This is a genomic window from Herbaspirillum sp. FG34, from assembly GCF_057809315.1.
Map to the genome: position 1 here is coordinate 16,277 of NZ_JBMDJS010000007.1, position 12,636 is coordinate 28,912.

General features: G+C 64.1%; 11 protein-coding genes. 10 read left to right on the plus strand and 1 reads right to left on the minus strand.

From position 1 onward, the window contains the following. Positions 1–6: 6 nt before the first annotated feature. The gene (locus ACODSZ_RS10755) at positions 7–675 is read right to left on the minus strand and encodes a haloacid dehalogenase type II (RefSeq protein ID WP_008326284.1); all 669 of its coding nucleotides are present in this window, start codon (positions 673–675) and stop codon (positions 7–9) included. A 631-nt stretch (positions 676–1,306) separates the two neighbouring features. Between ACODSZ_RS10755 and ACODSZ_RS10760 the strand changes: the two genes are divergently transcribed. The 10 genes from ACODSZ_RS10760 to ACODSZ_RS10805 all read left to right on the plus strand — a co-directional run bounded on the left by ACODSZ_RS10760 (position 1,307) and on the right by ACODSZ_RS10805 (position 12,632). Next, entirely contained in the window at positions 1,307–2,194 is an 888-nt protein-coding gene (locus ACODSZ_RS10760; RefSeq protein WP_008326282.1) for a GNAT family N-acetyltransferase, read from the plus strand. 20 nt (positions 2,195–2,214) lie between these two features. Next, positions 2,215–3,141 carry a 2-hydroxyacid dehydrogenase gene (locus tag ACODSZ_RS10765; protein ID WP_299537012.1) on the plus strand — a complete coding sequence of 309 codons (927 nt, stop codon included), beginning with the start codon at positions 2,215–2,217 and terminating at the stop codon, positions 3,139–3,141. A gap of 198 nt (positions 3,142–3,339) precedes the next feature. Continuing rightward, positions 3,340–4,632 (plus strand): NAD(P)/FAD-dependent oxidoreductase, encoded by a 1,293-nt coding sequence (locus tag ACODSZ_RS10770; protein WP_488927561.1) that lies wholly within the window; start codon positions 3,340–3,342, stop codon positions 4,630–4,632. 66 nt (positions 4,633–4,698) lie between these two features. Further along, positions 4,699–6,195, plus strand: a complete 1,497-nt coding sequence (locus ACODSZ_RS10775) for an NAD-dependent succinate-semialdehyde dehydrogenase (RefSeq protein WP_488927562.1) — start codon at positions 4,699–4,701, stop codon at positions 6,193–6,195. Between the two features lie 49 nt (positions 6,196–6,244). Continuing rightward, positions 6,245–7,147, plus strand: coding sequence for a GNAT family N-acetyltransferase (locus ACODSZ_RS10780; protein WP_241822647.1), 903 nt, complete (start codon positions 6,245–6,247; stop codon positions 7,145–7,147). Positions 7,148–7,326: 179 nt separating this feature from the next. Then, a complete protein-coding gene (locus ACODSZ_RS10785) occupies positions 7,327–8,703 on the plus strand; it encodes an aspartate aminotransferase family protein (RefSeq protein WP_488927563.1) in 1,377 nt (458 codons plus the stop codon). 143 nt (positions 8,704–8,846) lie between these two features. Beyond that, complete coding sequence (locus ACODSZ_RS10790) at positions 8,847–9,341, plus strand: Lrp/AsnC family transcriptional regulator (protein ID WP_081486017.1); 495 nt, start codon at positions 8,847–8,849, stop codon at positions 9,339–9,341. 308 nt (positions 9,342–9,649) lie between these two features. After that, a complete protein-coding gene (gene fliD / locus ACODSZ_RS10795; protein WP_175344893.1) occupies positions 9,650–11,671 on the plus strand; it encodes a flagellar filament capping protein FliD in 2,022 nt (673 codons plus the stop codon). Next, entirely contained in the window at positions 11,671–12,093 is a 423-nt protein-coding gene (locus ACODSZ_RS10800; RefSeq protein ID WP_488927564.1) for a hypothetical protein, read from the plus strand. The genes fliD and ACODSZ_RS10800 overlap by 1 nt, the downstream gene beginning before the upstream one ends. An 83-nt stretch (positions 12,094–12,176) precedes the next feature. Continuing rightward, complete coding sequence (locus ACODSZ_RS10805) at positions 12,177–12,632, plus strand: MaoC family dehydratase (protein WP_488927565.1); 456 nt, start codon at positions 12,177–12,179, stop codon at positions 12,630–12,632. Positions 12,633–12,636: the final 4 nt, after the last annotated feature.

Consider the following 12,636-nt stretch of genomic DNA (forward strand, 5'->3'; position numbering starts at 1 on the left):
TCTGTCTTACAGACCGAGTACGCCCGGCAGGCCGGAGATATCCTTGATCTCGGTGTAGCCGTAGTGCGGGGTCGAGGGCTCATGACCACGGGCCACGAAGACCTTGTTCTTGATGCCCATGTCGGAAGCCGGCATGAGGTCGTAGCGCAGGCTGGAAGAAACGTGCAGCACGTCTTCCGGATTGCAGTTCAGGTTGTCCAGCATGTACTCGAAGGCGCGCAGGCGCGGCTTGTAGGCTTGGGCCTGCTGGGCGGTGAAGACCTTGTGGAAGGGTGCGCCCAGTTGCTCGACGTTGTGCATGATCTGGCTGTCGTCGGCATTGGAGAAGATCACCAGCGGGAATTCCTTGGCCACCTTGGAGAGGCCCGCCGGTACGTCGGCGTGCGGACCCCAGGTCGGCACGGCCTTGTAGAAGGCACCGGTTTCCTCGTCATTGGTCTTGATGCCCCAACGTTCACAGGTGCGGGTGATGGCGTTCTTGCAGACCTGTTCGTAGGGCTTCCACTGGTCCAGAACTTCATCCAGGCGGTACGCCGCGAACTGGCGCAGGAAGAACGGCATGTCTTCGGCCGAGACACGGTCGGCATAGATCTTCTGGGCGGTTTCCGACATCTGGAAACGGGTCAGGGTGCCGTAGCAATCGAAGGTAATGAACTTGGGCTTGAAAATGCTCATGAAAAATCGTCCTGTCAAAAATGGGGGGGCGCATCACCTGTCGGCCCTGCGCTGGATGCTGCTTGCTTGCGGGATTGCGGGTCAGTGCATGAGAAGGATTACAACATAGCGAAACCTGCGGTTTATTCCTTTTTGACCGGGCCGCGAAACAGAAATATGTGTTTTCGGCGGTCCAATCAGCATAGCTTGCCGAGCAGTGCAGCAATGCGAGTCGGGTGCGCCGCTTTGGGGCATTTTCACCAAGCTGGTGCGAATCGTGTCCGCCCGCCGGTCCGTCTCCGGGGCTGCATTCGTACAGGCCGTTCATCATCGGCACCGGCCTGCACGCCTCGCTGCACTGCCTGGGCAGAGCCTGCGGGGCTGCACCATGCTACTGCCGATGGCGCCCAATTTTGTGCCGAGAAGAGGGGGCAGATCGCCATAAGATTGCGAATTGGCGGGTCCGAAGACCGCCGCTCTGTGCCGCACCGGGTGCATCATCGCTGGGGTAGCGTTGCGGGCCCGGCCTGCGGACGGGCTCGGCAACGCAAGAAGGCTGGAAGACAGAAACCATTTATATGATTTGGCGGAGCAGGGTCGATCTACCCCGGACTTCATCCGCCTCGCCACCGTATCGACAAGGACACGCTGCATGACCACCGAAAGCACACTCCCGGCCAGTGAGGCCATCCAGACCACCCTGCGTCCCATGCGCCCGGAGGACCTGCCCAGTTGCCACGCCATGAGTCTGCACCTGTACTGGCCGCATCGACTGGCCGACTGGCAGTTCCATCATCAGGTCAGCAGCAGTTGGGCAGTCGAACTGGAACAGCCCGATGGCACGCGCAGCGTGGCCGGCAGCGGCATGCTCTGTCCGCTGGGTGAGGACTACGCCTCGTTGGGTCTGGTCATCATCACCGATGCCCTGCAAGGCCGGGGCCTGGGCCGTGCCATGATGCAGCGCCTGCTGCAGGATGCCGGGGCGCGCAATGTCATCCTCAATGCCACCGAGGCCGGACGCCCGCTCTATGAAAAGCTGGGCTTTGTCGTCACCGATACCCTGAGCCAGCACCAGAGCACCACCGCACGGGCCACCCCGGTGCTGGCGCCGGATGCCCGCATCCGTGCGCTGCGCAAGGAGGAATTGCCGCTCCTGCTGGCGCTGGATCGTCAGGCCAGCGGCATGGACCGCAGCGCCCTGCTGGAGCCGCTACTGGCGAGCTCGGAAGTGGCCGTGCTGGAACAGGCGGGCCAGGTCAAGGGCGTGGCCTATCTGCGCGAGTTCGGTCGTGGCCGCGTGATCGGTCCGGTCATCGCCAGCAATGTGGAGGATGCCAAGACACTCATCGCCCATTGGGTCAACGCCTGTCCGGGCGCCTATCTGCGCATCGACGTGCCGGGTCGTACCGGACTCAAGCCCTGGCTGGAGGAGATCGGCCTGACCTGCGTGGACAACGTGGTCAGCATGTGCCGTGGCACCCCGCCCGCACCTGCGACACAGTGGCGCACCTATTCCATGATCAACCAGGCACTGGGCTGAACGGCCCCGACAAGACCACCATGACTTTTCTCTACAAGGCCGATCCGGTACGCGGCGCCGAATGGGCGCAACTGTTTGCCGAGAAGGCACCCGAACTGCCCTTCCAGATCTGGCCGCATGAAGGCGATGGCGCCAGCGTGCGCTATCTGGCCGCATGGACGCCGCCGGACGATATCGCGCAACGCTTTCCCAACCTGGAAATCCTGTTCTCGGTGGGGGCCGGCATCGACCAGTTCGACATGTCCACCCTGCCGCCGGAGCTGCCCGTGGTGCGCATGACCGAGCCCGGCATTGCCGCCGGCATGGTGCAGTACGTGACGCACGCCGTGCTGGGCCTGCATCGCGACAGCCGCATTTACGCGCGCCAGCAGCGCGACCAGGTATGGCGCGCCCATCGCGTGCGCCCGGCCTCGGCCTGCCGCGTGGGCGTGCTGGGACTGGGCATGCTGGGTCGCGCCGTGCTGCAGCAGTTGCACGGACTGGGCTTTCCCTGCGCAGGATGGAGCCGTTCGGCGCACCAGATGGACGGCATCGATTGCTACAGCGGCAGCGATGGCCTGCGCGACTTCCTGGCCCGCACCGATGTGCTGGTGTGTCTGGTGCCGCTGACCGAGGACACGCGCGGCCTGCTCAATGGCGCGCTGTTTGCGCAATTGCCGCGCGGAGCCGCCCTGGTCAACGTCGGACGCGGCGGCCATCTGGTGGAAGACGATCTGCTGGCCGCCCTCAATGACGGCCAGTTGAGTGCGGCCGTACTGGATGTCTGCGAGACCGAACCCTTACCGCAGGGCCACCCGTTCTGGACGCATCCCGACATCGTGCTCACGCCCCACATCGCCAGCATGACCCAGCCCGATGGCGCCGTCGATGCGGTGCTGGAGAACCTGCGCCGCCATCGCGCGGGCCTGCCCCTGTTGGGCCTGATCGACCGCCGGCGCGGTTACTGAGTCCAACTGCCCCCGACCGGAGATGCCGCATGGCAAACAAAATGCCGAACGCCCCCGACACAACGGCACGCCATGCCGCAGGCCGCGGGCAGTTCGCGTCACCTCTCTGGCCAATGCGTTCTATCCTTGATGGCATGGCGAAGTGCGTCAGCGCCCCTTCCCTGCCCCCATTCACTTCCTGACCCTGAAGCCCCGACCATGAAGCTGGAATCCTACTGGACCGATTCTGCACCGCTGTTCATCTCCCCCACGCGCGAGCTGCCCAGGCAGGTCGACGTGGCCATCGTCGGCGGCGGCTTCACCGGCTTGTCGGCCGCTCTGGCACTGGCAAAACGCGGCGCCTCGGTAGTCGTGCTGGAAGCCGGCCCGCACGTGGCCGCCGAAGCCTCGGGGCGCAACGGCGGCCACGTCAACAACGGCCTGGCGGTGGACTATGCGGAGGTCGCGGCCAAGGTCGGCGTGGAGCGCGCGCGGGCCTGGTATCACGCCTATGACGACGCGGTCGATACGGTGGCGCGGCTGGTGGAGGAAGAACAGATAGCCTGCGATTTCCTGCGCCACGGCAAGCTCAAGATGGCCACCAAACCCTATCAGATGGAGGCCCTGCAACGCAGCGCCGACCGCCTCATCGCCGATGGCGTGGACAGTGACGTGGAAATCCTCGATGCGGCCCGCGTGCAGGCCGAGGTGCAGAGCGAGCGCTTCCATGGCGGACTGCTCTACAAACGCAGCGGCCAGATGCACATGGGCCGCTTCGCCTACGGCCTGGCCACGGCGGCAGAGCGCCATGGCGCGGCCATCCATACCGGCACCGAAGTGCAGCGACTGGAACGCATCGGTGACACGCACGCGCATCGCGTCCACACCGCGCGCGGCACCGTCATCGCCAAGCAGGTGCTGCTGGCCACCGGTGCCAGCCGTCACGGTGCCTATGGCAGCTTCGGCTGGCTGCGCCGGCGCATCGTGCCCGTCGGCAGCTTCATCGTGGTGACCGAACCGCTGGGTGCCGAACGCGCTGCGGCCCTGCTGGCCAAGCAACGTACCTACACCACGGTGGCCAACATCCACCACTATTTCCGCATGACGCCCGATACCCGCCTGGTCTTCGGTGGCCGGGCGCGCTTTGCGATTTCCAGCCCGCAATCCGATGCGGCCAGCGGCGAGATCCTGCGTCAGGGCCTGCACCAGACCTTCCCGCAACTGGGCCAGGTGCGCCTGGACTACTGCTGGGGCGGGCTGGTCGACATGACCCGCGACCGCCTGCCGCAAGCCGGTGAACGCGATGGCCTGTATTACTCCATGGGCTACAGCGGCCATGGCACCCAGATGTCGGTACACATGGGCCAGTGCATGGCGCGGGTGCTGGCCGGCGACACGCTGGCCAACCCCTGGCGTGAACGCGAGTGGCCGGCCATCCCCGGTCACTTCGGCCCGCCCTGGTTCCTGCCGGTGATCGGCCTGTATTACCAGATCAAGGACAAGTTGGCGTGATGACGCGCCGCCGGCTGCATTAACTTTTATTGAATGCTCGTTGATAGCTGCATTAACTTTTGCTGAATGCTCACCATGACCTCTCTGACTCTGACTCTGCAACGCCAGGACCTGATGCCCGGCACCCAACTGATCGGCGCCGAGTGGCGCGCTGCGGCCGATGGCCGTGTGCTGGAGGTGACCGACCCGGCCACCGGCCAGGTGTTCGCCACCGTCCCTGACGGCAGTGCTGCCGATGCCCGCGCCGCCGTCGATGCCGCCGTCGCCGCCTTCCCGGCCTGGCGTGCCACGCCGGCCAAGCAGCGCGCCACCATCATCAAGCGCTGGAACGACCTGCTGCTGGCGCACCAGGAAGACCTTGGTCGCCTGATCTCGCGCGAGCAGGGCAAGCCGCTGGCCGAAGCCAAGGGTGAAGTGGCCTATGCCGCCAGCTATGTGGAATGGTTCGGCGAGGAAGCCACGCGCGCCAATGGCGACATCATCCCGGCACCGGTCAGTGGTCGTCGCATGATGGCGCTGAAGGAACCGGTCGGTGTGGTGGCGGCCATCACGCCTTGGAATTTCCCGGCGGCGATGATCGCCCGCAAGATCGCCCCGGCCCTGGCTGCGGGCTGCACGGTGGTCTGCAAGCCGGCCGAGGATACGCCGCTGACTTCGCTGGCGCTGATCCGCCTGGCGCTGGAAGCAGGCGTGCCGGCTGGCGTCATCAACATCGTCACCGCCTCGCGCGAACGCACCCCGGAAGTGGTCGACGTGTGGCTGGCCGACGGGCGCGTGCGCAAGATCAGCTTCACCGGATCGACCGCCGTGGGCAAGCACCTGGCGCGTCATTCGGCCAATACGCTCAAGAAACTCTCGCTGGAACTGGGGGGCAACGCGCCCTTCATCGTCTTTGACGATGCCGATGTGGATGCCGCCATCGATGGCGTGATGGCCGCCAAGTTCCGCAATGGCGGCCAGACCTGCGTGAGCCCCAATCGCATCTACGTGCAGGACAAGGTCTATGAAGCCTTCGTGGCCAAGCTGGGCGCGCGGGTCGCAGCGCTCAAGGTCGGTCCGGCCACCGATGCTGCCTCGCAGATCGGCCCCATGATCAATGCCCGCGCCATCGCCAAGATCGACCAGCACGTGCGCGATGCCATCGAACGGGGTGCGCGCGTGATCACCGGGGGCAAGCGCCTGCAGGGTCCCGGCTTTGAAAGCGACAACTACTACGCGCCTACCGTGCTGGCCAACGTCACCGGCGCGATGCAGTGCAGCTGCGAAGAGACCTTCGGACCGGTGGCGCCAATCACCCGCTTCGCCACCGAAGAGGAAGTGATCCTCGCCGCCAATGCCACGCCCTTTGGCCTGGCGGCCTATTTTTACTCGACCGATGTGCGCCGCATCCATCGCGTCACCGATGCCCTGGAAAGCGGTATCGTGGGCGTCAACGAAGGTGCGCTGGCGGCGGAAGCCGCGCCCTTCGGCGGTGTGAAGGAATCCGGTTATGGCCGTGAAGGTTCGGTACATGGCCTGGATGATTACCTGCATACCAAATACGTTTGCCAGGGCCAGCTCTGAGGCAGGCTTTGCACTGCCGCCCCTCCCACTGAAACCAACAGGAGTCCCCATGCCCGCGCTGTCCACCCACGATCCCGAGACCGTCCGCGCGCCCTTGCCCGATCTGCTCTTGCGGCCCATGGCCGCAGATGACCTGGGCCACTGCCACCGGCTGTCGCTGCGCTTCAAGTGGCCGCACCGGCTGGAAGACTGGAATTTCCTGCTGCAGATGGGGCAAGGCTACCTGCTCGAAAATACGGCATCGGATGCCCCGCTGCGCACGGTGGGCAGCGTGGTCTGCACCACCTATGGCGAGCACCACGCAGTCATTGGCATGTTGCTGGTGCAGGCTGAATTGCAGCGGCGCGGCCTCGGACGGCGGCTCATGCAGCACGCCGCCAGCCAGGTCAATGGCCGCAGCCTCATCGTCAATGCCACGGCTGCCGGCATGCCGCTCTACAAGCAACTGGGTTTCGTGCAGCAGGATGTGCTGCACCAGTTCCAGGGATCCTCGGCGCAACCGGTGCTGGTCTCACTGCCACCGGGCGAGCGCGTGCGGCCGATGGGCAAGAATGACGTGCATCGCCTGCTGGAACTGGATGCCCAAGCCACCGGCATGGATCGCAGCAAGCTGCTGCTGGCACTGCTGGAGATGTCCGAAGGCGTGGCATTGGACCGTGATGGCGAGATGCTGGGCTTTGCGCTGGTGCGCCGCTTCGGCCATGGCCGCGTGATCGGGCCGGTGGTGGCGCCGGACGCGGAACGTGCCAAGGGATTGATCGCGCACTGGATCAATACCTATTCGGATTCGTTCATCCGCATCGACGTATTCGAATCGAGCGGCCTGCCGGCCTGGTTCGACAAGCTGGGCCTGACCTGCGTGGACCACGTCACGCGCATGTGCAAGGGTGAAGCGCCGGCGCGCGATGCGGGCATGCAGCTGTTTTCCATCGTCAATCAGGCGCTGGGCTGAGGTGGTCGTGCTGCTGCCGCAGAAAATGCCGCAGCGGCCCGCAAAACCCATGAAGATGCTTTTTCAGCCCCGCATCTTGCGCATCGGCTGCGAGGCCAGGGGCATAGGATAGAACACATGCCGGTTGTGCCGTTTGCCTGCACGGCCTTGTTCAACGCATCTTCAGCGAGTCCATCTCTATGCAAACTTCCGCCCTGGCCGCGCTTGACCGCAGCCACCTGATCCACCCTGTTGCCAGCTTCCGCGAACATGAAGAGCTGGGGCCCATCATCCTCAAGTCCGGCCAGGGTGCCTACCTGACCGACCACCAGGACAAGCAGTTGCTGGATGCCTTCTCGGGCCTGTGGTGCGTCAATACCGGCTATGGCCAGGAAAGCGTGATCCGCGCGGCCACCGAGCAGATGCAGCGCCTGCCGTATGCCACCGGCTATTTCCACTTCGCCTCGGAACCGGCCATCCTGCTGGCCAAGAAGCTGGTGGACATCAGCCCGGCATCGTTGAAGCACGTCTACTTCACGCTGGGCGGCTCGGACGCGGTAGATGCGGCCATTCGCTACATCACGCACTATCACAATTCCATCGGCAAGCCGGGCAAGAAGCATTTCATCTCGCTGCAACGCGGTTATCACGGCTCGTCTTCCGTGGGGGCGGGCCTGACGGCGCTGCCCAATTTCCATTTCAATTTCAACCTGCCGCTGCCGACCCAGCATTACCTGCCCTCGCCCTATCCCTACCGCAGCGAACTGCAGGGCGACGAAGCGATCATCGCGGCCTCGGTGCAATCGCTGCGCGACAAGGTCGCCGAACTGGGCGCGGACAATGTCGCCGCCTTCTTCTGCGAACCGATCCAGGGCTCGGGTGGCGTGGTGGTGCCGCCCAAGGGTTGGTTGAAGGCCATGCAGCTGGCCTGCAATGCACTGGACATTCTGTTCGTGGTGGACGAAGTCATTACCGGTTTCGGCCGCACCGGTCCGATGTTCGCCTGCCTGGATGAGGACGTGCAGCCCGACCTGATGACCATGGCCAAGGGCCTGACCGCGGGTTACGCGCCCATGGGTGCGGTGATGATGTCGGACCGCATCTACAACGGCATCGCCGATGGTGCCCCGATGAGCACCGTGGTCGGCCATGGCCAGACCTACTCGGCCCATCCGGTCAGTGCGGCGGTGGCGCTGGAGGTCCTGCGGCTGTATGAGGAAGGCGGCCTGCTGGAAAACGGCCGCCGTCTGGAACCGGTGTTTGCCGGTGGCCTGCGCGCGCTGCTGGATCATCCGCTGGTGGGCGATGCCCGCAGCCGGGGCCTGTTGGGTGCGCTGGAACTGGTGGCCGACAAGACGACCAAGGCGCGCTTCGCGCCGGAACTGAAGCTGCATGATCGCATCTTCCAGGTGGCCTATCGGCACGGGCTGGTGTTCCGCGCCTTTGGCGACAACATCCTCGGCTTCGCACCGGCGCTGTGCTATACCGAAGACGATTTTGCGCTGATGTTTGCGCGTCTGCGGGCCATCCTCGATGAAGTGCTGGCCCAAGCCGAGGTTCGCCAGGCCGTGCGCTGAAGCGGCCAATGCGAGTATCGCCTCCTGTCCGATGGGGAAATCACGGCGGGAGGGGTTAAAATGCCCTGCTACATCCTGCCGGACTTCGCTGCGTGACACACGCGCGCAAGACCGGCAGGCTGAGTCGAATAACCCGAGGCAACATGATGACTAACGGCGCGTTGAAACTGGACCGGATCGATCTGAGGATTTTGTGTCACCTGCAGCAAAATAGCCGCATTACCAATGTAATCCTGGCCGACGCCGTCGGCCTCTCCCCCAGCCCCTGCCTGATCCGCGTCAAGCGCCTGGAGAAGGCTGGCTACATCAGCGGCTATGGCGCCTATATCCGCCTGGAAAAGCTGGCCGACGTCCAGATCGTCTTCACCGAAGTGACGCTGTCGGACCATCGCCGCGAAGACTTCGCCAAGTTCGAAGCCACCATCCGCAATGTCGATGAGATCATCGAATGCCATCTGGTCAGCGGTGGCTATGACTACCTGCTCAAGTTCATGACCCGCAGCGTGGTGCACTACCAGAGCGTGATCGAGTCGCTGCTGGAACAGAACCTGCGCATCGAGAAGTATTTCAGCTACATCGTCATCAAGTCGCCGTTCATCAAGCACCACTACCCGCTGGAAAAGTTCATCCAGACCTGAGTCCGCTGGCGGGCCATCGCCCGTTGGCGGGCCGCGCGGCCCCTTCTGCGCAAGTTCCTTCACTTCGCCCCGCAAGCGCCGTCCCCGCGCGCCTGCCCCTGGCGGCTGCCTGAGCCGCCATCACGACAGGCCGCAACGGCCCGCTTGCAGCATCTCCATCGAATCTCCACAAAAACCCCCGGAAATCCCCACCATCGGTCAGCAAACTGCCCTTTACTTTTGTAAAGATGCGCCGTTAACCTTCGGGTGTGCTGACGGACCGTCAGTTTCTCAAATTACAAGAAAATCATCGTTATTCAGGGGTCAACATGGCAACTTCCACGGGGACGGTATCGACATCGGCCGGTCCGCTTGACGTCGCGACGCTGGTCAATCAGCTCATTGCGGTGGAGAGCAAATCCAGACTCACACCACTGAAGGCCAAGGAAAGCGGGTTCAATACGCTCATCTCCGCCTATGGTTCGCTCAAGAATGCGCTATCGAGCTACCAGAGTGCGTTGAAGCTCATGACGGCCGCCAGCTTCAGCGCCCAGAAGACTACCGTCTCCAACGCCGGCGCCGGCAGCAACCTGACCACCGATCCGTTCACGGCCGAGGCCAACAGCGACGATTCGACCAAGGTCCTGGCGCAGAAGCTCAAATCCGGCGGCTATGCCAGCGGCACCACCTTCAATGCCGGCGACTCCATCGCCATCAAGGTCGGCACCGGCTCGCCCCGCTTCATCACCTTGCAGGCCAATGCCACGCTGGCCGGGGTGCGTGACGCCATCAACGCCGCCAAGGCGGGCGTGTCGGCCTCCATCGTGACCGATGGCAGCGGCGCCCATCTGGTGCTGGAAGCCAATACCGGCGGCACGGCCAACACCATCAAGCTCACGGCCAACAATTCGCTGGCGGGGCTGAACTACGACCCGGCGGTCGCGGGCTCGGTCACCCAGATCCAGGCCCCGCGCGACGCCACCAAGGCCGCCGCCGGCAAGTACAGCATCGGCGTGAACCAGCTGGCGCAGGCGGTCAAGGTCAGTTCGGCCGGCATCGCACCGGGCACGACCTTCGACAATGGCGTGCTGGCCATCAAGACCGGCAACGGCTCGACCACCCTGATCCAGCCCAAGTCCAACACCTTGGCCGGCGTGCGCGACGCCATCAATGCCAGCGAGGCGGGCGTGAATGCGGCCATCGTCAGCGACGGCAGCAACGACCACCTGGTGCTGACCGCCAAGGACAGCGGTGCGGCCAACAGCCTGCGGGTGAGCGGCACGGGCAATTTCGCGGTGTTCAACTTCGACCCGAGCGGCACCGTCACCACCACCGGCGTGGCGACCAACCAGACCTATGGCACGGGCAGCCTGACGCTGCAGGTGGGCAGCACGTCCTTCACCATCACCCCGAGCGATCTCGACAACAGCGGCGCGATCGGACTGAACGACGTGATGAAGGCCATCAACGATGCCGGCACCGGGGTCACCGCCAGCATCAGCAATGACGGCAGCAAGGACCATCTGGTGCTGACCCCGGCCGGCAATGCGCCCATCAAGCTGGTCGGCAGCAATGACTACGCCGACCTGGCCGGCAGCAGCATGGGGCAGTTGGCCAAGGCGCAGGATGCCCGGCTGACCATCGATGGCGTGGCCGTGACCAGCACGACCAACAAGGTCAGCAATGCGATTTCGGGGGTGACGCTCAATCTGACCAAGCTCACCACCCCGGCCGACGACTTTTCGCTGTCCGTCACCAACGACACCAGCGGTCTGACCACGGCGGCCAACAGTTTCGTGAGCGCCTACAATACGCTGGCCAAGGCGGTCGCCAACCTCACCAGGCAGACCCCGTCCACCACCAAGGGCCAGGCCAGTACCGGCTCCCCGCTGGCAGCCGAGTCCTCGGTACTGAGCATGATGGCGCAGATCCGCAGCACCATGCTGGGTGCGCTGGGCGCGGACGGTCGCATGAATCTCTCGCAGGTGGGGATCTCGTTCCAGAAGGATGGCACGCTGGCGCTGGAGGCCAGCAAGCTGACGGCGGCGGGCAACAAGGATTTCGAGGCGGTCAGCAATCTCTTCAGCGGCGCCGGCGGCGTGGTACCCAAGCTGCAGAAGGTGATGGACAGCATCCTCGGCGACAGCGGCACGCTGGCCGCCAAGACCCGCGGGCTGCAGGACAGCCTCAAGATCGTGACCGACCAGCAGAGCGCCGCCAATACACGACTGCAGAACCTGAAGGACAACTACACCAACCAGTTCAACCGGCTCAATCTCACGCTGGCGACCATGCAGTCGCGGCAAAGCTATCTGACGCAGCAGCTGGCGAAGTTGTCCAAGTCGTCGTGATGAACAGGGTCGCGCCAGATGGCGTGGCCGGGGAAGCGGTGACACCCGTTTGCAGGGAGCGCGTCGCCGCTGCATCGAAGAAATCCCAAGTTGCTCCGCTTCATCCGAAGCCCAATGGATTCTGGCAACGCATGTTCGCGGCACGGCATGATGGAAGGCTATGGAACCCTCACCTGCGACGCGTCTTCCCGCATCTCGATGCGCACCGCTCAGTGGCACAACATCGCAAGGCCATCCATGATGCACTGGAAACGATCCGGCAATTGCGTAACCGCATCGCCCATCACGAACCGATATTCCATCGTGCGCTGGAGGCCGAGTATCGATTGATCGGCCAACTGATCGCGTGGCGTTCACCACAGACCTTCTGCCGGATGCACCAGCACCAGCAAATCACCACCTGGCTGGCCGCCCGTCCATAGATGGCGCGGTATCGTTATACTGGTTGTCTACCTCATGACGACAACAAGCACCTTGCAGCGTGCAAACCAGGAATGGAGACACAGTGACCACCCTCAACTACCTCGATGACTTCCAACCCGGCCAGGTATTGCGCTCGCCGGGCACGCTCACCGTGAGCGCCGAAGAGATCAAGCAGTTCGCCCGACAATACGATCCCCAACCCTTTCACCTCGACGAAGCGGCGGCGCAGCAGACTTTCTTCCGCGGCCTGGCCGCCAGCGGCTGGCATACCGCCGCGCTGACCATGCGCCTGCTGGTCGATACCCTGCACATCCAGGGCGGCATCATCGGTGCCGGCTTCGATGAATTCCGCTGGCCGCGTCCGACACGTCCGGGCGATGTGCTGCGTCTTGAAGCGGAAGTGCTCGGCATCAAGACCTCGCAATCCAAGCCGCAGCAGGGTTTCCTCAACCATCGTGTGACCACCTACAACCAGCACGACGAAGCCGTGCTCATCATGACCGGCAACCTGCTGGTACCGCGCCGCAGCCCGGGCTGAACGC

Bases quoted from the DNA above. Each gene is read 5' to 3' on its own strand.
- ACODSZ_RS10755 (WP_008326284.1), bottom strand. From the start codon at position 675: ATGAGCATTTTCAAGCCCAAGTTCATTACCTTCGATTGCTACGGCACC.
- ACODSZ_RS10760 (WP_008326282.1), top strand. From the start codon at position 1,307: ATGACCACCGAAAGCACACTCCCGGCCAGTGAGGCCATCCAGACCACC.
- ACODSZ_RS10765 (WP_299537012.1), top strand. From the start codon at position 2,215: ATGACTTTTCTCTACAAGGCCGATCCGGTACGCGGCGCCGAATGGGCG.
- ACODSZ_RS10770 (WP_488927561.1), top strand. From the start codon at position 3,340: ATGAAGCTGGAATCCTACTGGACCGATTCTGCACCGCTGTTCATCTCC.
- ACODSZ_RS10775 (WP_488927562.1), top strand. From the start codon at position 4,699: ATGCTCACCATGACCTCTCTGACTCTGACTCTGCAACGCCAGGACCTG.
- ACODSZ_RS10780 (WP_241822647.1), top strand. From the start codon at position 6,245: ATGCCCGCGCTGTCCACCCACGATCCCGAGACCGTCCGCGCGCCCTTG.
- ACODSZ_RS10785 (WP_488927563.1), top strand. From the start codon at position 7,327: ATGCAAACTTCCGCCCTGGCCGCGCTTGACCGCAGCCACCTGATCCAC.
- ACODSZ_RS10790 (WP_081486017.1), top strand. From the start codon at position 8,847: ATGATGACTAACGGCGCGTTGAAACTGGACCGGATCGATCTGAGGATT.
- fliD (WP_175344893.1), top strand. From the start codon at position 9,650: ATGGCAACTTCCACGGGGACGGTATCGACATCGGCCGGTCCGCTTGAC.
- ACODSZ_RS10800 (WP_488927564.1), top strand. From the start codon at position 11,671: ATGAACAGGGTCGCGCCAGATGGCGTGGCCGGGGAAGCGGTGACACCC.